23 protein-coding genes are annotated in these 25,346 nt (G+C 63.5%); 15 read left to right on the forward strand and 8 right to left on the reverse strand.

The genetic code is table 11. From position 1 onward, the window contains the following. Positions 1-5 precede the first annotated feature (5 nt). The 8 genes from ACFK0J_RS33250 to ACFK0J_RS33285 all read left to right on the forward strand — a co-directional run bounded on the left by ACFK0J_RS33250 (position 6) and on the right by ACFK0J_RS33285 (position 8,508). Entirely contained in the window at positions 6-3,371 is a 3,366-nt protein-coding gene (locus ACFK0J_RS33250; protein ID WP_378733654.1) for a hypothetical protein, read from the forward strand. A gap of 122 nt (positions 3,372-3,493) precedes the next feature. Further along, a complete protein-coding gene (locus tag ACFK0J_RS33255) occupies positions 3,494-4,285 on the forward strand; it encodes a phage tail protein (protein ID WP_378733655.1) in 792 nt (263 codons plus the stop codon). Further along, positions 4,270-5,925 (forward strand): phage tail protein, encoded by a 1,656-nt coding sequence (locus tag ACFK0J_RS33260; RefSeq protein WP_378733657.1) that lies wholly within the window; start codon positions 4,270-4,272, stop codon positions 5,923-5,925. The genes ACFK0J_RS33255 and ACFK0J_RS33260 overlap by 16 nt, the downstream gene beginning before the upstream one ends. Next, the gene (locus tag ACFK0J_RS33265; protein WP_378733658.1) at positions 5,922-6,323 is read left to right on the forward strand and encodes a DUF2744 domain-containing protein; all 402 of its coding nucleotides are present in this window, start codon (positions 5,922-5,924) and stop codon (positions 6,321-6,323) included. Before ACFK0J_RS33260 ends, ACFK0J_RS33265 begins: the two co-directional genes overlap by 4 nt. Before the next feature lie 7 nt (positions 6,324-6,330). Beyond that, on the forward strand, positions 6,331-6,534 hold the full coding sequence (locus tag ACFK0J_RS33270; protein WP_218473947.1) for a hypothetical protein: 204 nt from the start codon (positions 6,331-6,333) through the stop codon (positions 6,532-6,534). Then, positions 6,531-6,899, forward strand: coding sequence for a hypothetical protein (locus ACFK0J_RS33275; RefSeq protein ID WP_378733659.1), 369 nt, complete (start codon positions 6,531-6,533; stop codon positions 6,897-6,899). Before ACFK0J_RS33270 ends, ACFK0J_RS33275 begins: the two co-directional genes overlap by 4 nt. Before the next feature lie 11 nt (positions 6,900-6,910). Continuing rightward, positions 6,911-7,645, forward strand: a complete 735-nt coding sequence (locus tag ACFK0J_RS33280) for a hypothetical protein (RefSeq protein WP_378733661.1) — start codon at positions 6,911-6,913, stop codon at positions 7,643-7,645. Then, positions 7,642-8,508, forward strand: a complete 867-nt coding sequence (locus tag ACFK0J_RS33285; RefSeq protein ID WP_378733663.1) for a hypothetical protein — start codon at positions 7,642-7,644, stop codon at positions 8,506-8,508. Before ACFK0J_RS33280 ends, ACFK0J_RS33285 begins: the two co-directional genes overlap by 4 nt. Here the strand turns inward: ACFK0J_RS33285 and ACFK0J_RS33290 are convergent. After that, positions 8,486-8,737: a DUF6374 family protein gene (locus ACFK0J_RS33290; protein ID WP_378733665.1), complete on the reverse strand. Its 252-nt coding sequence runs from the start codon at positions 8,735-8,737 to the stop codon at positions 8,486-8,488. The two genes, ACFK0J_RS33285 and ACFK0J_RS33290, sit on opposite strands and share 23 nt — an antisense overlap. Positions 8,738-10,762: 2,025 nt before the next feature. Between ACFK0J_RS33290 and ACFK0J_RS33295 the strand changes: the two genes are divergently transcribed. Next, positions 10,763-11,044: a hypothetical protein gene (locus tag ACFK0J_RS33295; RefSeq protein WP_378733666.1), complete on the forward strand. Its 282-nt coding sequence runs from the start codon at positions 10,763-10,765 to the stop codon at positions 11,042-11,044. Between the two features lie 78 nt (positions 11,045-11,122). Here the strand turns inward: ACFK0J_RS33295 and ACFK0J_RS33300 are convergent, their stop codons facing one another. The 5 genes from ACFK0J_RS33300 to ACFK0J_RS33320 form a co-directional block, all read right to left on the reverse strand. Beyond that, on the reverse strand, positions 11,123-12,385 hold the full coding sequence (locus ACFK0J_RS33300) for a hypothetical protein (RefSeq protein ID WP_378733667.1): 1,263 nt from the start codon (positions 12,383-12,385) through the stop codon (positions 11,123-11,125). A gap of 70 nt (positions 12,386-12,455) precedes the next feature. Continuing rightward, positions 12,456-12,977, reverse strand: coding sequence for a hypothetical protein (locus ACFK0J_RS33305; protein WP_378733668.1), 522 nt, complete (start codon positions 12,975-12,977; stop codon positions 12,456-12,458). 78 nt (positions 12,978-13,055) lie between these two features. Beyond that, complete coding sequence (locus ACFK0J_RS33310; protein ID WP_378733670.1) at positions 13,056-13,409, reverse strand: hypothetical protein; 354 nt, start codon at positions 13,407-13,409, stop codon at positions 13,056-13,058. A 481-nt stretch (positions 13,410-13,890) separates the two neighbouring features. Next, complete coding sequence (locus ACFK0J_RS33315; protein ID WP_378733671.1) at positions 13,891-14,283, reverse strand: hypothetical protein; 393 nt, start codon at positions 14,281-14,283, stop codon at positions 13,891-13,893. 14 nt (positions 14,284-14,297) lie between these two features. Next, a complete protein-coding gene (locus tag ACFK0J_RS33320) occupies positions 14,298-14,528 on the reverse strand; it encodes a hypothetical protein (protein WP_378733672.1) in 231 nt (76 codons plus the stop codon). A gap of 153 nt (positions 14,529-14,681) precedes the next feature. On the opposite strand from ACFK0J_RS33320, the gene ACFK0J_RS33325 reads away from it, so the two are divergent. The 5 genes from ACFK0J_RS33325 (at position 14,682) to ACFK0J_RS33345 (ending at position 22,457) form a co-directional block, all read left to right on the forward strand. Continuing rightward, positions 14,682-15,521: a sigma-70 family RNA polymerase sigma factor gene (locus tag ACFK0J_RS33325; RefSeq protein ID WP_378733673.1), complete on the forward strand. Its 840-nt coding sequence runs from the start codon at positions 14,682-14,684 to the stop codon at positions 15,519-15,521. Then, positions 15,518-16,312, forward strand: coding sequence for a hypothetical protein (locus ACFK0J_RS33330; protein WP_378733675.1), 795 nt, complete (start codon positions 15,518-15,520; stop codon positions 16,310-16,312). The genes ACFK0J_RS33325 and ACFK0J_RS33330 overlap by 4 nt, the downstream gene beginning before the upstream one ends. Further along, a complete protein-coding gene (locus ACFK0J_RS33335) occupies positions 16,309-16,587 on the forward strand; it encodes a recombinase family protein (protein ID WP_378733677.1) in 279 nt (92 codons plus the stop codon). Before ACFK0J_RS33330 ends, ACFK0J_RS33335 begins: the two co-directional genes overlap by 4 nt. Before the next feature lie 451 nt (positions 16,588-17,038). Continuing rightward, positions 17,039-18,832, forward strand: coding sequence for a DEAD/DEAH box helicase (locus ACFK0J_RS33340; RefSeq protein ID WP_378733679.1), 1,794 nt, complete (start codon positions 17,039-17,041; stop codon positions 18,830-18,832). A gap of 259 nt (positions 18,833-19,091) precedes the next feature. Continuing rightward, the gene (locus ACFK0J_RS33345; protein WP_378733680.1) at positions 19,092-22,457 is read left to right on the forward strand and encodes an AAA domain-containing protein; all 3,366 of its coding nucleotides are present in this window, start codon (positions 19,092-19,094) and stop codon (positions 22,455-22,457) included. A 14-nt stretch (positions 22,458-22,471) separates the two neighbouring features. On the opposite strand, the gene ACFK0J_RS33350 is transcribed toward ACFK0J_RS33345, so the two are convergent. Both ACFK0J_RS33350 and ACFK0J_RS33355 read right to left on the reverse strand, forming a co-directional pair. Continuing rightward, the gene (locus ACFK0J_RS33350) at positions 22,472-23,650 is read right to left on the reverse strand and encodes an amino acid deaminase/aldolase (protein ID WP_378733681.1); all 1,179 of its coding nucleotides are present in this window, start codon (positions 23,648-23,650) and stop codon (positions 22,472-22,474) included. 86 nt (positions 23,651-23,736) lie between these two features. Continuing rightward, positions 23,737-24,123: a TetR family transcriptional regulator gene (locus ACFK0J_RS33355; protein ID WP_246634161.1), complete on the reverse strand. Its 387-nt coding sequence runs from the start codon at positions 24,121-24,123 to the stop codon at positions 23,737-23,739. Positions 24,124-24,602: 479 nt separating this feature from the next. On the opposite strand from ACFK0J_RS33355, the gene ACFK0J_RS33360 reads away from it, so the two are divergent. Further along, a complete protein-coding gene (locus tag ACFK0J_RS33360; RefSeq protein ID WP_378733682.1) occupies positions 24,603-25,346 on the forward strand; it encodes a tyrosine-protein phosphatase in 744 nt (247 codons plus the stop codon).

A 25,346-nucleotide genomic window follows, 5' to 3' on the forward strand; every position in this document is an offset into this window, starting at 1 on the left:
GACGCATGGCCGGGCCGGGCGGCAAGGTAGTCGACAAGATCTCGGTCCGGGTGGTTCCGAACACCGAGAACTTCCGCAAGAGCCTCGATAAGTACCTCGAGCGCATGGAACGCACCCTTCGGGTTCGGGTCAAGGTCGTCGCCGATACCAGCGACTTCGAACGCGAGATCCGCAACGCAGCGCGCAGGGCACAGACCGGTGCCGGAGGCTCCAGCGGCGACGGGGCGAGCCGAGTTCCGAGGGCTACCCGCCCTACGCGTCTCCCGGTCGACATCGACCTAGACAACCTCGCGGTCGAGCGGATGCAACGCGAGCTTCGTCGTCTCGCGCGCCAGGCCGAAGCCCGGATCCCGGCTCACGTGGACGCGGAGAGGTTTCGTCGCGAGCTACAACGGATGGTCGCAGAGGCCGAGGGCGCCACGCGTATGCAGTTCGGCGCGGACATGGACCCCGAAGCGCGAGCGCGTCTGCGTCGAGACATCGAAGCCCAGATCGAGCAGGTACGCCGGTACGGGCGCGAGTGGGAACGCGAGACCGAACGCGCCGGGCGCGGGATCGAACGAAACCGCCAGCAGATGAACAGGTTCGGCCGCGAGGTCGACAACTCGATCAACAACTCGTTCAACACGACAATCACCAAGATTCGTCGCGGAATGTTCACCCTCGGCCGGATCCTGGCCTTGGTCGCGGCGCTGGCTTCTCCTGCGCTGGGTTTGGTTGTGGGCCTGATGGGTTCGCTTCCGGCCTTCGCCGGAATGTTCGGTGCGGCTGCTGCGGCCATCATGCTCGGCAAGGACGGCATCAAGGCCGCCGCAAGGGAATTGGCTCCCGAAGTCGATGCCCTGAAAGCGGCGCTGTCGCAGGAGTGGAAAGAGACGCTGACGCCGATCATGCGCCAGCTCAAGCCGCTCTTCGGTCCGTTGACCGAGGGCCTGAAAGGCGTTGTCGGCGGTCTGACCGAGATGGCTCAGGGCTTTGTCGATGTGGTCACTTCGACGCGCGGCATAACTCAGGTGAACACCATCTTGAGTCAAACCAGCAAGTTCTTCGCCGACTTGCGCCCTGCCGTTTCCAACTTCACTCAGGGCTTTATGAACATGGCCGAGTCGGGTTCCCAGAACTTCGGGAAACTGTCTGGCTCGCTCAATAAATTCACGGCCGACTTTCAGCAGATGACGGAACGGCTGACCCAAGGCGAGGGCGGAAGTAATCCGTTCGACCGCATGTTCACGGGATTGTCTGCGACTTTTGATGGCCTCGGCGTGATGTTCAACAAGCTGTTCGAGGCAGGTGTAAATGCGATGGCCAGTCTCGGCAAGCCGCTCGGCCAGTTTTTCGCATCATTCGGCGAATTCTTCTTGAAAACAGAGCCACTTTTCTCGTCATTCTCCGCGAATATACTAAAAGTGCTGACGGCATTGATGGATAATTTGGGGCCAATTCTCCAGAAAATGACTCCATCATTAACCAAATTGATGGACTTGATCGGCAGTGGGCTCGCTAAGGCTTTCGAACTATTAGGCCAATTCCTGACCCCTGTCGCAGCCTCACTGAATTCAGCCTTGCTCGGTGGCTTTGCCGCCCTGGATCCAATTCTCTCCCGGCTCTCGGCTTCCCTTGGTCAGATAGCCGGATCACTGGGAAATGCTGTCGCTCAGGCGATTGACAAATTGGCTCCGATATTGCCCGACATTGTGAAGTCGATCGGCGATCTGGCCGCGGTTTTGGCGAATGGTATAGCCCAGGCGCTTCCGATAATTTTGCCGCTGTTTGTGCAATTGGTCGGCGTGTTCGCTGAATTTCTGACGAACCTCACTCCTCTGCTGCCCGAATTGGTGAAGTTCGCCGAGGTTTGGGTTAAAGAAATGGTTCGCCTGCTTCCCGAGCTGACGCCATTATTTGAGCAATTGATCAGCCAGGTATTACCGAAACTGCTCGATATAGTGGTGGCGATCCTGCCATTCGTGATTCAGTTTCTCGATTGGTTCACTCGCGCGCTGCCGTATCTCAGCGGATTTGCAAGTGTAATTGTTACCGTGGTCGTACCGGCCATTCAATTTCTGCTGACCACCGTTTCGACTGTGTTAGACGCGATCAAGACGATCGTTTCCACGGGCCTCGATGCCGTGGCGACCACTTTCCGAACCTGGAAGGCAATATTCACCGGCGACTGGGAAGCCGCCTGGACCGCGATAACCGATTTTATGGCGCGCACGCTGGAACGGTGGCTTACCTTCCTGATGGATGCGGCCGACAACTTCACGGCGTGGTTCCGTGACCTGCCACAGAAGGCCAAGGATGCACTCGGCGACGTAGGCAGTTATCTGGTCGAATCCGGCAAGGCGCTGCTCCGCGGCTTCATTACCGGCATGTCGGCCGTCGCCCCCGAAATGCTGTCGACAGCGCGCAATGCCCTCGGCGCCCTACGAGATCTGTTCCCGTTCAGCCCGGCCAAGGAAGGCCCGTTCGCGGGTCAAGGCTGGGTGCTGTATTCCGGCCAATCGGTCGGTGAAGCGTTCGCCCAAGGTCTCACCGATCAGCAAAAGAAGATCGTGGACTCTGCGACACAACTGATGCAGGCCGCCAAAGAAGTCTTCGGTGACACCGGACAACTCGGTCTGATCATCATCGTCGGCGCTGTCGACAACGCCAGCAAGCAAATCGCGGAGACCGCGACCCAGGCCGAGAAGAACGCCAAGAATGCTTTGGCTAACACGCCGAAGCTGGACGATGCGACCAAGCGGGAAGTCAAGGAACTCGAACTTCAGGCCGACCGGCTGCGGATTCGAATCAAAGAGCTCCGCCAGCAAGCCGACCAAGAGCCGAACAAGGCACGGGCCAAGGAACTCAAAGACGAGGCGAAGGCGCTTCAACTCCAGGTCGATCAGCTGCGGCTGAAAGCCAAGGAAAAGAAGAACGGCATCACCGACTCCGGTCTGGATGTCCAGGCAGTGGAAAACCGGACGCAAGAAACTCTGGCGGCCGTCGACGCTGCTACCGCGCGCATGAAGCCGAAAGGAAAGGAGCTCGCGCTCGCGTTGAACGACGGCGTTGAAGACGGTCTACAGACCCTTCAGAAGACGCTACGCGCTGCGGCCGACCAAATCGGCGAGGCGTTCGGTGTCGATGACATCGGCGACAAATGGGACAAGGCCGCTGAGAAGGCGAAGTTCAACGACATTCCCAAGAACTTCTTGGAGTCGACACGAGACACGTTTCTGTCTGACCTCGGAATCGGCAACCGCGGCTTTATCAGTCAGCTGTTCGAGCAAGGTCCAAAAATCGTTTACAACGTCAATTCGATTGACGAGGTAAACGCGAATGAGCGCAACCGGCAGACCCGGGAGAAAGCGCAGTATATCGGGAGATAGCAATCGAAACAGTTGTCGAGCTGGAGGGCGTGAACGGAGAATGGTTCACGCTTGCTGGTCCCGACGCCGGGGATAAAGGCGTCTACCTCGGGACTTCTCTAGACGGAATATACGACCCGCCCGTGCGAACGGTGTGGGAGGAACCGGCGAACCTGCCGGGTGCTCGGTACCTGGCGCACAAGATCATGCGCCGAGACATCGTGTTCGGTGTCGAGATCCTGAACGATCCAGAGCCCGGCCGGACATGGCTGGATCGCGACAGTGCGTGGCGTAAAGCCTGGTCGTTCGAGCGGGATTGCAAGCTGTGGGTGACCACCGATTCCGGCCGGCGGTACCTCTCGATCCGACTGGGGGAATCCCCGCTGGTCGACATGTCGACCGACCCGACGCTGAACCCGGTCAACCTCACGTTGATGACGGTCATCGCCGGAGACCCATTCTGGTACGGCGAAGAGAGCGTCCATGAATGGGTTCTCGACCGCGACCTGACGACCACGCCCCTCATCAAGGACGGAGACATCAATCCGGCCGCGGTGACCCACGGGTTCGACATCGCTGAGCTCAATCCGACCGATCAACCCGTCTGGCCGATGTGGCTAGTGTCGGCACCGGCGCGCGTCGTACTGCCGGACTTCTCCTGGCACAACGACGATCTCGCCGCCCGGCGAATCGTCATGCCGAGCCTCGTAGAGGGCGAGGACATCGAGGTCGATGTAGACCCCCGGTCCCCGCAGATCGTGTCTTGGTCGGGCTCTCAGGTGTGGGCACGTATGGCTGGTGTGCGGTTCCGCCATCCGATCCCGCCCTACACACGCAACGCCCAGCTGCCCGTCACCATCGCACAAGCCCCGGTCGGCGCGAAGATCCAGCTCCGTCTCAAAAGGCCGTGGAGCCGCCCGTGGGGGCTCTGGTGAAGTCAACCATTGTCGACCTCAACGAGGTTCACCGGCAGATCCAAGCCCGCAAGGCGCAGTGGGTCCAGGATCGGCTTCGCAAGGCGCTGATCCGGATCTGGGACGGCGACATGCGCCTGTTCGGTGAAGTAGTCGGCGAATTGGCCCACGGGTTCACCTTTATCGAGAACGACACCGGCACCGCCTACCTCAAGCTGTCCCTGTCGCACTACATCGCGAAATGGATCATCAACCATCGCGGGCGCGAGAAGAAGAACGTGATCGTGACGTTCGACAAACAGGGCGCACGTTGGTCCGGCGCCATGGACAACTACAAGGTTGTCAAAGAGAAAGACGGCCGGGCATACCTTGAAGTTTCATTTCTCCACGATTATGAACACCTCAAGCACCTGATCATCTTTTCGAATCCATGGCTCCCCCCGGAACTACAATTCCCGAAGATATGGGCAGTATTCGGGCCTGCACGGTGGAGTTTGTGCATAACCCTCCTTTTCGCCGTCATGAGAAAAGAAGGATCGTGGTGGTCACTTCCTGACGATCCGCTCGACCCGTCGAAATGGTTCAACCTTGACCAGACAAAATGGTCGATGGTTGTTAAGCCGTTCTCGATTCTCAACGATCGATCCGTCTTTGCACTGGTGTTCTCCCGGTTCAAACCGTTCCATGATGTCGCGAAGCAGATTCTTCAGGACGGTCAACTCCACGTCGAAGCACGTCGATATCTGCCTGGCGATCCGCCTCCGTGGCCGGGGGCAAAATTGAAGCCGGGGTGCCTCGTATTCGGTATCGAAGACAAAAGCGCCTGGACGAACGGTACGAGCTTTGATGGCGATCTGATCAACGGCCTGGCCCGCATGGTTACCTCGATCGGATCCGATGGCCTCACCGAAAACCGCGATGTCATCGCGAACCCGAACTTCCCCGATGAGTACTACGATCCGGCTTTCCGCGGCACCATGGCCGAGGCTCCTTGGGTTGTGTTCGAAGAGTCTCCGTATACGGGCATCGAGTCATCTGAGTTTATCTATTACGAGGCTACCGATACGAAAGTCGTAATCGGTGGACATTCCGCTCCTGGCGTGAACGAGGCCCTGGGAGCAACGATTATCGCGGTCGCCGGATTCCTCGGGTCATTGATCACCCAATCACAAATCGGCTCCGCCGTGGAGATGATACTCCGGCCTTTATACACCGATGTCGTAGCCGCATTTCAATCGTGGCAGGACGTACCCCGGGCACAAGAATTGGGTTGGACCCACTATTACGAGCGGTGGGGGTCGGGAACCGGCGATCGCGCCTATACCTTGGCGGCTTTGGTGGCTCTCCGTGCTGGCCTCTGGGCATCGCGCCGGAGAACTGCCCATTCGGTCAAGATCGCTGATTCGGTGCCATACAGATTGGGTGATCAAGGCCAAGGAGATTTTTGGCTCGGGGATCGAGTCGGCACGACGGTTCTGGGGATGCCGGAAAACCTGGTGTACGTCGAACGTGTCACCAAGATTTCGTACGAGTACACCTCAGATGGGCCGTCTGGCTGGCAAATAGATATCGGCCATCGCGAGCCAGAAGACCCGATGATGGCCGCGTTCGATCAGCTACGAGACATTCTGTCAGCACTACAGCAGCTAGGGGTTGTGTGAGCATCGGCATTCCGAGCCAAGACAACTGTGATGCGGATAGCCCGGAAGAACATGCACTCTGGGCTCTGATCCATCTTCCGAACGTCGGCGGTGCGCCGATGGTGACCCATCCGGACATCCTGCGGGGATGGTCGAAACATCTGTACGAACTCGGGTTTCGGCATCATCCGGAACTCCAGGTGAAGAAGTTCCAGAAGCCTGCGGCCGGTCCGCGGTCGCAGTGGAATGCGTCGACGGCCTGGGTGCCGATCGACGCACCCGCACCCGATACCCGGGTTATCCCCGATATCGGGTCACTGACTGCCGCTGAGAATGCGGCGATGATCGCCCAGTACCGGGCGGCTGGAATGATCCCGGACCCAACTCCGGACCGGGATCACGCTATCGAATTGAAGTGAGGTTGGAATGGCTGAGACTTTTGCACGCGTCCCGGAGCCCGCGTTGATCCGCGGCCTGTTGGTCGCGGTGTCGGCGATCGTGGCCGTGGTCGCTGGCAAGGCGGTTGATACCGCGTGGGTGGACTTCGCGACGCAGGGTTATGCCCTGGTGTCACCGCTGTTGGCGGGTCTGTGGATTCGGCCGGCTGTGACGCCCGTAGAGAAGGCGTGACCCCGGGGGGAATCCTCGAAACGGTCGCAACGGTCATCGGCTCCGGCACTGCCGGGGCCGGTGTGACCGCCTGGTTCAACCGCAGGCAGGCAAAAGCCGCCGCAGGGAAGACCGAGGCGGAGGGCGGAATGGTGGACGCGGAGGCGGCCCGGATCATCGCAGACACGGCGGTGGTTCTGGTCGCTCCGCTGCGTTCACAGGTGGAAGCGCTGACCTCACGAGTAGCGGTCCTCGAATCCGAGAACCTGAACACGAAGTCACTGCTGAAGATCGCGCTCAACCACATCGAGGAACTACACGAATGGATCAGGGACAACGTCCCGGGCCGACGCCCACCACGTCGCCCAACCTCTCTACCTAGGTAAGGAAACGTCACATGACGGCTCCAGGCGCTAACCCGCCTGAAGGGGCGTACGTCATCGGGTCGAAGTTCTCCCGGGACATCACACGCGAGTCGGTGTTGCCGACCATCACCGGTGCGGCACGCATCAAATACAACGCCGCCGCAGGCGAATTCGGCGGCATCAAAGACAACCTCGCGGAACTGGCCGACACGGTTCGCGACGGCCAGGCCGACATGGGTAACCGTCTGGATCTGCTCGAATCTGTTTCCGGATACCAGTCACTGTTCATGGGGAACTCTTGGAATGTCCTCGGGGGCAAGTGGGTGACACTCCCGTTCGATGAACAGCTCGGCCCGAGCAAGGGAGCTGAGAAGTTCCTCAATGGAATCCGTTTCAAGTCAAAGGGCCTGTGGCGCAGCGATGCTCACGTAACCTTCGCTCCCGCACCTGCCGATTGGGGCGGCGGGGCTACCCCCGCCGCGGTGCTCGTAGAAGTCAAGCAGGTCGGCGACAACAAGACCTTCACCGCGCATGAGTACGACATCGTGATTACCCAACTGGGTGCCGAGACAGCGGCTTTCAGCCATACGTTCGTGATCCCCGCCGACGACGCCTACTACGTGACGGTCTCGGTCTATCACCCGAAGAACTCGGCCACCGTCTACGGCGGGACGCTCCGCTCGGCGTTGAGCGTCAACCGCTGGGACCTGGGGACCGACAACCCGGTCGTGAAACCGACCGTGCCCAACGGGGGAACACTGGGATGACGACTCCGCACCTCCCCGCCCCGGATGGCGCGTACGTCATCGGCGAGAAGTTCGCCCGCGAGCACACACCCGGGAACGTCAAAGACACCATCGCCACCCCGACCCGTGCCAGCCTCGGCCAAGCGGTCGACGGGTGGGGGCTGTTCCGCCAGAAACAATCCGTGACATGGGCTGACCACTACGACGGTCAGAACTCACTGCGTAACCGTGCGGACCTGATCAAGGCAGCTTCCGGTCACTGCTCAGCGTTCATGGGCTACAACTGGGATGTTCCGCCATCGAAATGGGTTGTGGCGCCGTTCGATACCGCCCTCGGCCCCTCGAAGCGCGCCATGGTCGATCCGGCCACGAACGGGATCGTGTTGAGGGCGGGCGGGTTGTGGCGCGTGGACATCCACGCGACCATGTCGGGCTACACGTTGAACCAAACGATTATCCCGATCATCTCCCCGCCGTACTTCACGGTGGTGACGACCTACAACCCGATTCTGCCGCAGTACACCATCGAGGTCATCAACTCTAACGGCACGCTGTACACGGCCCGCCGGTTCCACGCGATGGCGAACATGTCGTTCGAGCAGTCGGGACTACTCGGGGTGAACTTCCCTCAGAGCAGCGCGTTTTCGCACACTTTCGTACTCGACCACATGCCAGCTGAAGACGACCCGGCCGCCCCAAGCCACTGGAAGACAGTTCGACTGGGCATCGCGTACTCGCCGGTCAACAACGGCACGTTCAGCTCCGCGTACTGCTCGATCCGCGGCGGTACCCGGCTGTCATCCATGATCGTGTCCCGTTGGTCACGCGACGTACAGAACATCAACTACAAGCCCGAGGTCCCTAACGGTGGAACCCTCGGATAGACGATTGCCCCTGGCAGCCTTTCGCGCCGCCAGGGGCTTCGCCGTCTTCGAACCCACCCGGGTCGGGCGTCAACTCCATGAAGACCCGAAGCCCTTCGCCGATCTTCCCCGCCGCGTTCTCCAGCTGCTCGGGCGGCAGGTACTTCCCGAACGCTGCCGCGTCAAGCAGCTGGTCACGGACGTTTTCCAGGTTCATTTTCGCCCAGTCGCGACGAGAGAGTTGAGGCATGTGCCGACGATACCTCGAGTCGAACCTATGTTCGACAGGGGTTCGGCAACTCAAAATACCTCGGCGAGCGCTTGCAGGACCGCCGGCCGTTCCGCGCCAGGAACGTCCTTCAGTGCCTCACGGAGGATCCTGATCTTGTTCTTGGTAACGACAACCCTGGCAACCGCAGTTGCTACAGCTGCGGTTGCACCGCTCACAGCCGCGATGACCGTGATAGCGAGTGTGTATTGGTCCACTGATGCTTTGCCTCTCTGGGAATTCTGGTCGAGAGGCAAATGGACGGCCTTAGCTCGACCAGTACGAAATGCTTCGTCTGGTGAACCAAGGTCCGACCTACCGGCGCGGCGGGATCTTGAATGGGTTGGTAGCCCTTGAGCCCGTTCCATCTCCTGCTTTGTTCGTGGGGTATCTCTCGGAACATCCTGCCGCCCTATTGGCGTAGGGCGGAGACTGCGGGCCACGAGCTGCGCCGGTAGCAGCGGTGGGGAGCAATCCCCCCTACCCCGTTTGTATTCCGGCGAGGAGGGACACGTCCAGCGCTGAGATTACTCAGCCGATATCAAGATCGCAAAGGCCCTTCGATGCACACGTTTCGGCGTCCAGGATCGCCCTTCTGGCACTACCGGACGTCGATCAGCCCGGAAGGGCAGAGGTGAGTGGGCAGGCTACTCTGTCGCTTCGCAAACTGTGATTAGTTCAAGAGCCGCTTGGCAATTCAGGTTTGTTGTCATCCCGGCGGCGGATCGGAGGCAGTTCAGGACGCGCATCCTTGTGCATCCGTCCGAGTGCCCGGATGATCGCGGGCCGGTCCTTCGGGTCCGTCCCCCGGAGGGCGTAGAAGAAGATGCATCCTCGGACGAGAGCGGCAACCGTGGTCGGTATGCCCACACCGAGAGCGACTGTGGCCCAGTCCATTCAGATCCTGCTCCTCTCGCTGATCGAGAGAGGGCATAGGCCAGCCTCAGCTCGACCAGATCGAAATCTGGTTGAACCAAGGTCCGGCCCCGGCGTGGCGGATCTTGAACGTTCGGGTGCTCGAATCGGTATCAGTACAGGGAGCCACTGCCCACAACGCCGGAGCGGGCAGGGAGGAGTCGCAGATCTAAATGGCGATTCCTTTCGCCCCCCTCCCTTGTCGGGGAACGGGGCGCGGCGTTGAGGCTACCGCCGCCCCCAGATGAGAGGCAAGTTGCGTCTAGCCCCCTATTCACCTGGGAGGGAGCGGAGGAGAGCGAGGGCAGGGTTACCCCGTTACTGCGAGGGCAACGGGTAGCCCGAGCGCATGCCTGGTCGGTCGTGTCGGATCGCTTCGGTTAGGCCACACGCGCCGGGCATTACTCGGCCGCGTCGGGACTGGGATGTTCCGAGCGGTCGGTCTGACTGCCACGTCAGCCCCGTCCGAGTCCGCCTTTACCGGGTCGACCGCTCGTGATCGGAATAGGTTGCTGTGGCCCCTCTGACGGGCGACGGCAACGCGGGCTAGGCGATCCACCCGTAGTGATCTCCCGGGCGCACGGAGTGAAGGAAGGGGTCGGCGCACCGCGAAAGACCTATCCGCCCATGCCGGAACGGCGGGTCGCGATAGGTACTGGCCGGGGCCGCGGTGAACGCGCGAGCCGATGGGCTCAGCGCAGTAGAACGAGCGTCACGCTCGAAGACCGGGCGGCCGGCCGGAAGGGAAAGCGGGGTGGCGTCCGTTAGTGGACGCGAGCCTGAAAAGGCTAGACTTGTGCACGATCCAAGGTCCTGTCTTGGGTCCGAACCCCGGGGTGTTACCAGCACCGCCGGGGTTCACTATTTGGTTGGACCACCGACCTTACGCGCGGCCAACCGCGCCGCGCAACCTAGTGTGGCACAAGCGGATTCGCCGTCGACTAACTATTCAAATGACTACGAAATGAGTCGGATAGACCGTCTACGATCGGCTATCGGTTCGACACTCCCATCCGGAATCGTCGCAGGTCCGAATACGTGGGCATACGGTGAACCGGACAGGCTGGTCCACCTCTACGGATGGGAACCCTTATGCGTCTCGATCGTGCTCGAACAACCGCTCTGCTCGCCGCAGCCGTTCTGACAGCAGCAGGCTGGGTCGCCGCCACTCCTGCCGCCTATGCGGCCGAGCCCCAAGAGCTGATGACCCAATGCCTGAAGGATTCTAAGGATTACGAAAGCTTCAAGAGCTGCTACGAGACCGCTGAAGCCCAGGAAAAAGCAAAAGCTAATGCCCGAGACGAGGAAGCTTGCGAAAAGGTTGGGGGCCGTTGGGGAGACCCCTTCGGTGATCAGCCAAAACGATGCTACTGACGCTCAAGGCCGTTCTTTCTGTGTGGCATCTGAGCCCGGTTCGTTTCCTTCGGATCGGGCTCGGCCCGTACCTCGGCATCATTGTGTGCGTGGGCCGATTTCGGGTGTGCGCGGGTCTCGGCCCTGTCCGGTACCACCACGTTCGACGCCGGGCGCGTAACCGGGCTTCGTCTCTACCGCCGCAGTCGGCGGGTGGGCTTGACCCAACGCAAGGAGATTCTTGACTTCGGGTGAGATGCCTTGCAGCTGGGCTTGCTCCAATGCCTTTGCCCGTTCCTGGGCTGCCTCGCGAGCTTTGTCGGCCGATTCGCGCTCGGCCCTCGCCTTGTCCGCCGCTTCACGTTCCACGCTGGCAGCCTGATTCAACTCGGAGGTAGATCGTTCCCCGATCTCGACTGTTTCTCGCTCCTGGGGCCGATCAGGCACCGGGAACGGGAACTCTCGTGCCGCGAGGCGGGCGGCGTCACGCTCCACTTGTTCGACCAGGGCTGCTTTAGCTGCTTCGGGTGACCCTCGTTCCGGCGTGGTCTTCTCGGGTGTCTTGCCTGCGGACGGTACCGGGCCAATCTTCAAGCGCTCTTGAAATTCTCTTACCGTCTTCTCGGCGGCTTCACGGGAAACGCGCTCGCGTTCAGTCTCGGGTGCTTCGCGGGCCTTAGCCCGGTCGGCTCGTAATTCGGCCTGCCTAGCGCGTTCGGCCTGTATTCGTTGTGGCGCTTCTGCCTTACCACGTGCGGCGGATTCCCGGAATGCTTCCACCGCACGGAACTTTTCTCGTGCTTCACGCGCCCTGGCAAGAGCCGCTATTTTGTCTCGTCTGTTTTCCAGCGCTTGAGCCTTGCCCTCTCGCGCCTTCTCGCGGACCTTATCTAATTCGAGCTGCTGGCCGAGCTCCTTGCTGACCTCTTTCTGTAGCCCCTTGGCCCAGATTTCACGTGCTGTTTCTCGGTCGATGACTAGATGAGTGAACCTATCTGGGAAATCGCGTACCAAGCCGTCAATGAGCTCCTGAGCCGGTACTGATATCTTCTCCCCTTCAACTGACCGCAACATATGCCGATGATTCGGGTCCTTCTCAAGGAGAGCTCGCGCCGCTTTAAGCTGCTTCTCGTCTTTAGGTCCCCTGATCTCTCCGGACTTATCTTCGATGCTCGATACTATGTTCCGCTCGTCCTTGAACTTATCGAACTGAATTTTCCCCTTCTCGGTATTAATCGTCCGAGAACCCTGGACGTAACCGTTTTCACGGTCGCGGAAATGTATATACGTGCCGTTCTCGAATATTCTTCCGCGCGAGTTGTTATCGAAACCATTGCGGTCTTTGTCGTATCCATCCGGCATGGCTGGACACACCCCCAGTGTGCTGGAATTGCTGGTTTAGATGGTCAGCCCGCCGGTCGTCATGTGGCGCTCAGGCTCCGTTGCGGCGCTTTTCCTGGTGATCATTTGCGTACTCACGCAGTGCAGCCGTTATATACGAGAACATTCCGTCGTATCCGTCAGGATGGTAGCCGATCATGTCGTCCATCAACCCCCATGCAGTGTCAACGTCTTCATCGAAAGTATCGGACTGCAATGCCGGATTCACATGATCATAAAACGATTTCTCGCGACCGAACCATTCGAAGTCGATCCATTGAGCGCCAGCAAACCTGATGAAGCACTCGCCAATGAAACATATGAAAGCGTCGGCCATATCGGCCCTGTCGGGGCTCATGGCGGTAGCCATGTCGGGAAACAATTCGGCCACGACAGCGTCCAGCCTTTTCAGTTCAGGATCGCCCTCCGGCCACAGCTCAGCGGGAATATCGCGGATACCCGCGTAGTCCATGAACTTCCGAGCCTGCGCCTTACGGCGTGCAGGGTCGACCCACTTACCCCACGCGGTCCGCTCGACACCCAGATCCATCGTCAGTTGTTCGTCGTCTCCCATGTCATCTACCCCTTCGCGTAATCGTCCGAATCGCTCGTTGCCGGTGTCTCAGGTCAAGGTACAAGCAGGCTGCGCCCGTCATGCCGGATCTTGGGAGTGGTCGCTCCACCGTGTGGGTTTCAACGTCCAACGGGCGTAGGTCTGTTCAGGCGACACGGTGACCACGTCGGCTACCCGTGTGAGTTCATCCGGGACGGCGTTGCCGTCGAAGTGGGTCACGCTGGGTACGACCACCGCGTCAGCTTTCACCTGTCGAGCCACGGATATCAGTTCCGGTATTGGGTGCTCGGTGTTCGCGCCGAAGACTACGGTCTTGGTGAGGTTGTAGCCGAGTCGCTTTGCCAGGCTTCGCATTTGGGTCTCGTTCCAAGCCTGCGCCACTCCGGCGATGTCCTCGCGGAGGTAGCCGACCGCTGTTGGCTTTCCACTCATCGGAGGCGCCCCCGGTCGGTGGTCCGAACCTCGAGCACGGACGCATCGAGATCAGGTGCGGATCTCATCGCGTCCACCAGTCGAGGCGCGGACGCGGGCGCCGCGGTGGGAGGAAATCGGAGCCGCCAGCCCGGTCGACCGTCAAGCCATACGGCTGGGGCAGGGATGGAGTCGGCACGGACGCCTTGCCACACCTTCCACACGCCAACGCCGTATACATCGGCCACTGTTTGGATGGTTACGAATGAAACACACTCGGGTCTAAGAAATGGGCTGCGCTTGACTTGTTTCCAGTGCTGCGCGCAGGGCAGCGACCAGCCTGGGCGGTGGCTGACCATGATATCGGGTGAGGGCACCCAGACGGGGCCACGGTTTCGCCACCGGATCAGTGTCGTGTATTTAATCCCGGTCACCGCGGCCATTTGCCGCGCGCCGAGGTAGGCGCGTACACCAGCGTCGTTGACGTGGGGCCAGGGCCGCATCACGCTGACTCCCGCGTCCTGCACGCAATTTCGCGAATCTCGGAAGCATTCCACTCGCCGGTGGTGTAGTCGTAGGCGACTTGGTCTAGCGAGCCGACACGAGGTTCGTCCAGGGGGTCGCGGACATCCCAGTAGGCAGCTTGTACTGCGTCCCACAGGCCGAAAAGCTCCGTGAACCATTCACGGACGAGCGGCAAATCCGGGCGCTCGTCTCCCTCGCCGAGGAGAACGAGTCCTGGCGCACCGTTCGGGATGTCGACCGTCGTGCCGTCCATCCGCATCCGGTAGGCAGGACCGGGCCTGCGGTAGTCGATGAACGACTCCATGGATATGCGCTGGCTAGCGATCTGCCAGGTAGCTTCGCCGTCCTCAGTTGACGTGATGTGCAACATATTTCACCGCCTCATTAGGAGTTCCGGCCATGGGTCGAGAGCTTGTGCCGACCTCGGTCGGTGATCTGGTATCCGCTACGGCTGAGCAGGCCACTGGGAACGATCAGACCGGCCGACTTCAGCCGCAACACCGCCGCGCGGGTCTGCGACTCCGTAAGCCGGGATGAGCGCGCCACCGAACCGATGGACAGAATTCCGCCAGGTTCGAGCACCGACAGCACTTCGACTTGCGCTCTGCTGATCATCGTGACCCCCTGGTCGCGGCAGTAGCTGGCATCCCTGCTGTTTACTCCCCCTAAACTGCGACTGGTAAGCAAATCAAGGACCTATTTAGAGGGGATAAACCCTGAGGTTACGCTTGCCCGGTAAGAGCGTCAAGGGCCTCTAAACTCGGATCCGTGACTCAGGCGGATGACGACTTCGAGCAGGTCCGGAACGACCCGGACCCTATCCGTCGTGGCCGGCGCGCCGCAGAGTTGATGATCGTGTACCAGCAGCGCGCTACTGAGCTGGCGCGGCTCCGTAAAGCCGCCATCGAGGAGGCGCACCGAGACGGGATGAGCTACACCGAGATCGCCGAACTGTTTGGCATCACGAAGGGGCGCATCAGTCAGATCAAGGCCAGCGCTCCGCGTGCCGAACGCGCCTTCTTCGGAGTCGGTCCGGTCGCCGTCGGAATCCCTCGACGGTTCGGGTTCGAGGAAGGCCGCGAACGGCCGTTCTTCGACGCCAATGATCAGGCTACGCAAGAAGCAATCGAGGCTACGGTTGCGCGACTTGCGTTGGCCAGTAGCCGATTTGCGATCGATCGGGATTCCGCGGACCTGCCCGCCGGAGATCTGGTCGTCATCTGCGGGCCGAAGTCTGCTCCGGTCGGACGCCGCCTGCTCGACGCCGACTCGGTTCTTAATTTCGGGCGGACTGATGAGGAAGGTTGGTCGATCACCGATTCGCGGACAGGCCGCCGTTACGGCTCTCCCTTCCGTCGCGATAGCGCGAGACGAACCGATATCGGATACTTCTCACGGCGACAGGAAGGTGGTCGAGTCGTCGTGCACATCGCTGGCATCACGAGCATCGGGTCACTTGGGGTGGCGCGCTGGCTCGATCAGCATCTTTCCGAGGTGTTCGAGCCGTCTTCGACCTTCCTCAGCGGCGTAGTCGAATGTGACTTCGACGCCGATTTCGCTGTTACCGACAGCAGGCTAATCGTCGGCCCCTACACGGATCTTCCATGAACATCGCCACCGCACAGCTGCCCGCCCGGTCGGGCGATGACCGAGTGCTGGTCTCCGCGAACTGGATTGCCATGCTGGATGGAGCAACAGCGTTCGATCCGACCGTGCCGCCAGCAAGTACTTACGTCGACGTGCTCGCCGGAGAACTCCGCCGCCGACTCGACAGCGACCAGGACCTCCAAACGGTCCTGTCGGACGCCATTACAGCGACAGCGGGACTGCTTCGACTTCAGCGAGGGCACGCGCCGTCCAGTACTGTGTCGCTCCTCCGCACGAACGGCGAGACAGTTGATTTGCTAGTACTCGGCGACTCGCCGATTGCGGTCGGACACGACGGTTCCCACGACCTGATTACTGACAGACGCATCGCTGAGCTGAATCTCCCGGAGTCTGAGCAATACAAGAGACGGCTTGCAGCCGGGGGTGGATACGACGAGCACCACCACAACTTGCTGCGGTCGTTGCAGCGGAAGCAACGAGAGCACCGTAATCAGCCGGGCGGCTACTGGATCGCTGAGGCCGACCCTTCGGCGGCCAACCATGCGGTCGTCGCGAACTACCGGCTCGACGAGATCGACTGGGTTGTGCTCGCAACGGATGGTGCATCGAACCCTCTTCGCCACTTGAACGTTTCGTGGGCTGAAGTCGCTCCGATGGACGCACATAGCTTGGCCCGCCTCCTGACTCGATGCCAGAGATGGGAAGAGGAGGTCGATCCTTGCGGGCGGCTACAGCCACGTTCCAAACGGCACGATGACAAGTCGATCGCCGTCGCTACTCTGGGTCCATGATCTACGGCTACGCCCGCGCCGCTCATCCCTGGGATCTCACCGTCGAGGTGGTCTCCCTCCGCCGCTCCGGTTGCGATGAGGTGTTCCACGATGCCTACACCGAAGACGACCCGCGCGAAGACTGGGCGCAGCTGATCGAGCGAGTGCAGCCGGGAGACAGAATCCGGTTCGTGGAGTTCGATCGGGTAGCCCGCGACCCCGACGAGGCAGTGTTCATTCTGGACGGGCTGACCGAACTCGGCGTGCAGACCGAGTTTCTAGTGCACCGACACTGAACTTCGAAGACAGAAGACCCCCGGAGCAGACTCCGGAGGTCTTCTCTGGGGGCCGTCGCCTGTGATCTCCACAACTTTCGGGGCTTAACGACTCGGTAGCTGGACTCAAAAACTCGTCGGCGTGTCGCGCCTTAGACACGCCGGTACGGGCACTCGAAGCCCCCTCGGCGTTGGAGCAGAACTCAGCCCGTTCTTAGGACGGCAACTGCCTCCAAGCATGTGGAGCAGCTACGGGACAGGGTCCATCGTGGCTGCTCAGGCTAAGAGGTGCCTACGGCGCAGAGGCCACGGATGCGTGCTGCCTCTACGTAATCTCTACGAATTTCGGCGGGAACCCTACAGATACACCCGGATGGCCTGGGAGCCGCTAATCCACTCCAGCCAGGTGATATCGGTCTGACCAGGATGGCGACGTAACCCGCAGGATCAGAACCCAGTAAACTCCTGGTCAATGAGTACCAATCAGGTCGACAGCGTTCCTGGCGACAACGACAGGGACACCGACGGCCCGACCTTCGCCGATCTCGGGATCGATGACCGCATCCTCGCGGCCATCGCCGATGTGGGCTATGAGTCGCCGTCGCCGATCCAGGCCGCGACGATTCCGCCACTGCTCAGCGGCGCCGATGTGGTCGGTCTCGCGCAGACCGGCACCGGCAAGACCGCGGCGTTCGCGATCCCGATCCTGATGGGTCTGGACACCTCCGGCAAACTTCCGCAGGCCCTGGTGCTCGCGCCGACCCGCGAGCTCGCGATCCAGGTGGCCGAGGCATTCGGCCGCTACGCCACCCACATCCCCGGGCTGCACGTGCTGCCGATCTACGGCGGCCAGGCCTACGGTGTCCAGCTGTCCGGCCTGCGCCGCGGCGCGCACGTGGTGGTCGGCACGCCCGGCCGGGTGATCGATCACCTGGAGAAGGGCACGCTCGACCTGTCGCAGCTGAAGTACCTGGTGCTCGACGAGGCCGACGAGATGCTGAAGATGGGCTTCCAGGAGGACGTCGAACGCATCCTCAAGGACACGCCGTCCACCAAACAGGTCGCGCTGTTCTCGGCGACCATGCCGGCGGCGATCCGCAAGATCTCCAAGCAGTACCTGAACAATCCGGTCGAGATCACCGTCAAGTCGAAGACCTCCACCGCCACCAACATCACCCAGCGCTGGGTGCAGGTTTCGCATCAGCGCAAGCTGGACGCGCTCACCCGGGTTCTCGAGGTCGAGTCGTTCGAGGCGATGATCATCTTCGTGCGCACCAAGCAGGCCACCGAGGAGCTTGCCGAAAAGCTGCGTGCCAGGGGCTTTTCCGCGGCCGCCATCAACGGCGACATCGCGCAGAACCAGCGCGAGCGCACCATCGGCCAGCTCAAGTCCGGTGCGCTGGACATCCTGGTCGCCACCGACGTCGCCGCGCGCGGTCTCGACGTGGACCGCATTTCGCACGTGGTCAACTACGACATCCCGCACGACACCGAGTCCTACGTGCACCGGATCGGCCGCACCGGCCGGGCCGGGCGCAGCGGTGAGGCACTGCTGTTCGTCGCGCCGCGCGAACGGCACCTGCTCAAGTCGATCGAGCGGGCCATCCGGCATCCGCTGGAGGAGATGCAGCTGCCCAGCGTCGACGACGTCAACGCGCAGCGCGTCGCCAAGTTCGGCGACGACATCACCGAGAGCCTGACCTCGTCGAACCTGGCGCTGTTCCGCAGGCTCATCGAGGATTACGAACGCGAGCACGACATTCCGCTGGTCGACATCGCGGCCGCGCTGGCCGTGCTCTCCCGCGACGGCGACAACTTCCTGATGCAGCCCGAACCGCCGGAGCCGGTGCGCGAGCGCCGGGAACGGCCGGAGCGCGCGCCGCGCCGGTTCGAGGGCGACGACGATCGGACCGGTTTCGGTTCGCACAGCCGGGCCAACGGCACCGAGCTGGCCACCTACCGGATCAGCGTCGGCAAGCGGCACCGCGTGGTGCCCGGCGCGATCGTCGGCGCCATCGCCAACGAGGGCGGCCTGCGGCGCAGCGACTTCGGGCACATCAGCATCCGGCCGGACCACAGTCTGGTCGAGCTCCCCGCGGACCTGCCGCCGGAGACGCTGGAAGCGTTGCGGCGCACCAGGATCAGCGGCGTGCTCATCCAGCTGACGCCGGATCAGGGTCCGCCGGGACAGCGCTCGTTCACCCGCGGTCCGCGCCGCGAGGGCGCCACCGCCAAGCGACCGGAGCGGCGTAAGCCACGCTCCTGAACCGGGGAGGGTACTCCGAGGTCAGACGCGCTAGCTACAGTGTTGCCGTCCGGTGCGTAATTAGTGCTGACGGCAGCGGGTGTCCCGCGAAAACTCGAGACGTGATGAGCGACAATGACGCAGCCCGCTCAGCGACGCCGATCGGGTGCGGGTGTCCCGCGGAGACCCGAGGCGTCGATGGGCGACAATTGCGCAGCCCGCTCAGCGATGCCGACCGGGTGCGGGTGTCCCGCAAGACACAGGAGGGCCGCGTTTGTTCGTGTTCGGTGATCGTGTCGTCTGCTCCGCCGTCGATCTCGTGCGCGCGGCGCGCTGTGAATTCGCGCTGCTCCGTGCCCTCGATGCCGAACTGGGAACCGTCGCGGGCGACCCGGAGACCGCCGCCGAATGGGCGCCGGAGCCGCGCGTCTGGTTCGACGACTCGCGCGATCGCCGGATCAGCGACTTCCGCGACCGGTTCGGCAGCGCGATGGTGGAGATCCAACGCCCGCAGCACAAATCGGACAGCACGCAGACCCACCTCGCCGCGCTGACGGCCGCGCACGCCGAGACCATCGCGGCGCTACGGGCGGGGGTGCACGTGATCCACGGCGCCACCTTCTTCGACGGCGCGTTCGAATGTTCCTGCGACTTCCTGGTTCGGGCGGGTCACCGGGTGCGCTACACCGTGCACGGCACCGCGCACAGCAGGCCCGACCGCGTCGGCGTCGCGCTGGAACTGGCCGCCTGCGCCGACGCGGTGGACAACAGCGGATCGTTGACCGGCCCGCTGGTCCGGCTGCATCTCGGCGAGGACAACAGCGCGTACGCGGTGAGCGATCTGGTCCCGGTGTACCGGGCGCGCCGGCGCCGGGTGGAACACATCCTGGACGAGAAAATGAGCGAGCTGCTACCCGTACAGTGGGGCGATCCCCGCTATCTCGCGTGCGGGCGGTGCGGCACCTGCACGACGGCCTCGGCGGCCGCGCGGGATCTGCTCCTCGTCGCCGGCATGCCGACCACCACCCGGGCCCGGCTCCGCGAAGCCGGTGTGAGCACCATCGACCGGCTGGTCAGCACCGAGAACACCGTGCGCGGCGTGCCACCGCGGACCTTCGCGGCGCTGCGTCGGCAGGCCGAAATTCAGCTGCGCCGGGAGGATTCCGGCCTGCCGACACACAGCCTGGTCGACCCGATCGCGCTCGGCGCACTGCCACCAGCCTCCCCCGGTGACCTGTCGCTCACCATCGACGGCGGCGTGCGCACCCCGCTGGCCGTCGACGTGGGCGGACCGGGCACGGTGCACCTGACCTTCCGCGGACCGTTCGGCACGGAGGGTGAACCGGGTAGCGAGGCGGCGGGACAGCGGCGCGCCCTGGCGGAGATGCTCGACTATCTGGTGCAGCGGCGGCGGATGTATCCGGACATGCACGTCTACCACTACACCTCCGCGGTGCGCACCGCGCTGCTGCATTGCACCGGCAGCACCGGCGTCGGCGAGGAGATCGTCGACGAGTTGCTGTGCGACGGCGTGCTGGTCGACCTGTATCCGATCGTCCGCAACGCGCTGATCATCGGCGAACGCTCCTACCGGTTGAGCAGGCTGGCGCGGCTGCTGCCCGGCGCGGCGCATTCGCCTGCCGCCGAACGCGATTGCCTGACCGTGCTGCGGTTGCGCGACTGGCTGCTGGACCGGGCCGCCGAGCAACGCATCGACCCGCAGGCGGTGACGCTGGAGCGGGCCGGTGCCTGGTGCCAGGTGGCCGGACCCGACGAGCTGGAACCGATGCCGCCGTCGCGGCCGTCCTCGTTCGAGGCGGCGCTCGCCGAATACGCCGCGGCGCGGGACGAACCGCGGCACACCGCCGCGCTGATGGCCGCTGCGCTCGGTTATCACCGGCGGGAGCGACAGCCGCTGTGGTGGGCGCACGTGGACCGGCTCAGCCATCCGGTCGACGAATGGGCCGACGCTCCAGGGGTGCTCGTCGCCGAATGGGGCACCGTCGACACCAAATGGCATCGCAGCCCGGACCGGCCGACCATGCGCCGCTATCTCACGCTGACCGGCCGGATCGGTTCGAGTTGGAGCGCGGGCGGACCGGGACCCGCCACCGTGCTGACGCCGGGCGCCACCGTATACACCTTCTACGACCGGCCCGCGGCGGCGGGCATGGTGACCGCCGTCGGGCGGCGCGCCACCGCCGTCGCCACCGTGCTCGGCTGCTCGGTGGACGCCGAATTCGATGATGCCGTTCGGCTCGAGGAACTGTTGCCGGACGGCTGCGAACCCTACGACGAACTGCCCACCGCTATCGCGCCCGGTCTACCGGCCTGGGACGAGAACGCCGAGCTCGCGGTCGAATTCGCGGCGCAGCAACTGTTGGTCGCGCTTCCCGACATCCCGGAGAGCGCGGTATTCGACCTGCTCGCCCGCCGCCCACCCCGGCTGCGCTCCGGTGCCGCGCTGCCCGAGGTGCACGGCGATCATGCCGCGGCGATCACCGCCGCGATGCGCGAACTGGACCACTCCTATCTCGCGGTGCAGGGGCCCTCTGGCACCGGCAAGACCTGCACCGCCGCCCGGGTGCTGGAGCGCCTCGTCACCAAGCAGAAGTGGCGGATCGGCATTGTCGGGCAGACACATTCGACCGTGGAGAATTTGCTGGACGCGGTCGTGCGAGTCGGTGTGCTGCCGGAACTGGTCGCGAAGAAGGATGTCCAGGCGGTGGCGCCGGACTGGGTCGTCATCGATGCCTCCCGGTACGCGCGGTTCCTGGACAACGCCATCAGCGGATGCGTACTCGGTGGCACCCCAACGGATTTCGCGAACGAGGAGATGGTGCCGCGCGACGGGCTCGACCTGCTGGTGATCGCCGATGCGGGCCGGTTCCCGCTGGCCGACGCCGTCGCGGTCGGGGTCAGCGCGCGAAACCTGTTGCTGCTCGGCGATCCCGTTCCACCGGCCACCCACAGCGCGCACCCGGAACCGGTCGGCGAATCGGTGCTCGGCTGGCTCGCCGAGGGGCGACACACGCTACCCGGCGAGCGCGGCTACTTCCTGGACCGCACCTGGCGGATGCATCCGAAGGTGTGCGAGCCGATCTCCCGGCTGTATTACGACGGGCGCCTGCGCTCGAATGAAACCGTCACGCTCGCACGGGAACTCGACGGTGAGGCACCCGGGGTGAGTACCGTCCTGGTACCCCATCACGGCAATGCCACCGAATCCGCGGCCGAAGCCCGCGAAGTGGTCCGTCGAGTGCGGACGCTGCTCACCATGAACTGGACCATCGGCGCGACGACCCGGCGGCTGCACCCGCACGACATCTTCGTGGTCGCGCCGTACGCGGCGCAGGTCGGGCGGATTCGGACACTGCTGGCCAGGGCCAGGATCGAGGACGTGCTCGTCGGTACCCCGGACCGGTTCCGCGGCCGGGAGGCGGCCGTGGTGCTGCTCTCGATGACCACGTCCAGTCCGGCGGACGCGCCCTACGGCATGCCGTTCCTGTTGTCGCGGGCGCTGATTCACGCGGCACTGTGCCGGGCCATGTGGAAAGCGGTCATCATCCGCTCGCCGCTGCTCAGCGAGTATCTGCCCGCCTGCCCGGAGGAGTTGCCCGACCTGGCCGGGTTCCTGCGGCTCTGACGACGGAAAACCGCTCAGCCGAAGCAGTTTCCTTCGCCGCGGTAGGTGGGTACCGTCGTCCGGGTGCCGTCGGCGTCGACCAGATGCACCTTGTCGAAGCGCTCGCACAGTTCGCCCGCTTTGGCGTGCCGGAACCACACCCGGTCACCGATGCGCAGTTCCGCCGCACCGGTCAGGGGGGTCTGCACCTCGCCGGTGCCCTCGGTGCCGATCAGCCGTAACCCGGTGGGCCACACGGGCTTCGGCACCCGAGACGGGCCGGTCGGGCCGGACGCGATGTAGCCGCCCGCGAAAACCGTTGCGATGGAAGGTGTGGGGCGACGCAGCACCGAAGTTGCGAAAAACAGTGCGGGCCTTGGCGTGAAGGACCGGTAATGGTCGAACAGTGTCGGCACATACAGTCCGGAACCCGCCGTCACCTCGGTGACGTCCGGGTCCGCGATGCTGACCTCGATCGAGCCGGTGCCGCCGCTGTTGACGATCTCCAGCTTGCCGGTCACCGACCGGACCGCGTCGAGTACCCGCTTGCGGCGCTTGCCGATTTCCGCGGCGGACGCCCGTTTCACCAGGCGCACCGCGACATTGCTGTCGGGCAGTCCGGCGATCTGCGCCTCGTAGGTCATGACGCCGACCACCTCGAAGCCGCGGCGCAATGCCTCCCCGGCCAGGGCGGCGGCCTGCTCGGGCGTACGCACCGGCGAGCGGCGCACGCCGAGATGGATCGGGCCGATCCGCAGAGAGGCGTCCACGTCCAGGCACACCCGTGGGCGTACCCGGTCGGTGCCGATGGCGGCGCGAATGAAGGTCAGTTGGGCCACGTCGTCGACCATCAGCGTGATGGATCGACGCAGAGTGTCGTCGGCGGCGAGTTCGGCAAGCGCGGTCCGGTCGACGGTCGGGTAGCCGAGCAGGATGTCGCGGGCGCCGCGCCGGGCCAGCCAGATGGCCTCGGCCAGTGAGTAGGACATGATGCCCGCGAAGCCACCCGAGGCGGTGAGTTCACCGCCGAGCACTTCTTCGAGGACGGCGCGACAGCGCACGGATTTGCTGGCGACCCGCACCGGGACACCGTTCGCCCGGCGCACCAGGTCGGCGGCGTTCGCACGCAGTGCGGTCAGGTCGAGCGCGGCCAGCGGCGGGTCGAGCTCGGCGGTGGCCGCATGCAGCCCCGCGATGGGAGAAGTCTCGGACACGACTCCAACTCAACCACCAAACTGGTCAAACGTCCAGTATTTGCGGGAGACCATTTCCCGAGGTCACCCCGCGGCCGAGTGGGCGGCTAGACCTCGGCGGCCCTGGTCGCCAAGCTGCTCACCAGATCGTCGAGCACCACCAGCATTGTTTCGTCATTGCAGTCGGCGAGCCAGCGCAACACGGTGCCTTGCAGCACCGAGACCGCGTAGGCCGCGATGGCCTCCACCGGTTCCAGCCACTGCGCGCCCGAGCGATCGGCACACAGCTGCAGGAAGGCCGCGACTTCGGTATCCATCTCGCGGTACGCCGCCGTCGCGGTCGGGTCGGCGATGCAGTCGGTCTGCGCTTCCCAGCGCTCACTCAGTGTCTGCACCGTCGCCGCATAGGCCTGGACCTGCTTGGACGGGGCGGCTTTGACCAGCGGCCAGTACGCGCTCACTCCGGCGTGCAGCAGCACCCGAAGCGCACGCACGCCTCCATGGTCTAGTGAGGCGGCCGCCTTTTCGACGGCCTCGCAGATGGTCGGCCGTAGCCGAACCTCTGCTATATCTCCTCGTACGCTCAACGACGACTCCCTCGGCGAAAAGAACTCGCGCACCCTCGTCGGCGCGACTCGTCGAACATGGCGGGCAAACGCGCTGGAAACCCCAGGCTGCCCGGTCCAACGTTCATCAATGGTAGAGGGTTTTCGGGGTTTGAGAACAGGTTCAGTGGGGAATTCCAGACTGAAAGAATGTTTTGTTACCCAAACGGAATGACGGGGAGACCACCCTGTCCTGCCCCGAATTCCCTCCCTCGGGGTCACTCTCAGCCCTGCCCGGCTGAAAAGCAGACCGTTGTCCACTGTACGGACGGACCCGAGCGGCCCCCGAATCCTGTGGCCGATCACACAGGTGAACCGCGCAAAACGGTCATCTATCGGTGACCGCCGACGGCCGATAACCTGGATCGGTGACTCTCTCGCCAGCCGACCAGTACTTTATCTCCGGCACCTTCAACTTCCGCGATCTGGGCGGGCTGCGCACCGTCGACGGCGCGAAGATCCGGCCGGGCGTGCTGCTGCGCTCGGCCCAGCTGAGCGGACTCGACGAGGCGGGGTTGGCCGCCCTGCGCGAACTGCGCGTCAGCGACGTGCACGACCTGCGCGGGGAGCGCGAGATCGAGCACATCGGCCACGACCGGCTGCCCGAGGGGGTCCGGCTGGCGGTCACGCCGTTCGATTCCCGGATGGCCGAGGCGCCGCCGCACCACGCCACCCCGCAGTCGGCCTTCACCCACATGCTCGAGGTCTATCGGATGTTCCCGGCGCTGCCCGAGGCGCATGCCGCGCTCGCCGCCCTCGCCGCTTCCATCGCGCGCGGAGCGGGCGCGGTGCTGGTGCACTGCGCGGCGGGCAAGGACCGCACCGGCTGGGCCATTGCCACGCTGCTGCGCGCGGTCGGGGTGACCGAGGCCGACGTGCAGGCCGACTTCATGCTGAGCAACGGGGCCATCCCGGCGCTGCGCGCGATGATGACGACGAAGTTGCTCGGTGGCGAAGAGCTCTCGGTGGATCTGCTCGGCGTGCGCGAGGAATACCTGAGCACCGCCACCGAATCGATGTACCAGCTGCACGGTGACGTGGACAGCTACCTGACCACCGTCGGGATCACCCCGGAGCTGCGCGCCCGACTGCGCGAGCGGATGCTGGAGTGA

Origin of the sequence: Nocardia brasiliensis (assembly GCF_042691675.1) — a bacterium.
Classification (GTDB): domain Bacteria; phylum Actinomycetota; class Actinomycetes; order Mycobacteriales; family Mycobacteriaceae; genus Nocardia; species Nocardia brasiliensis_D.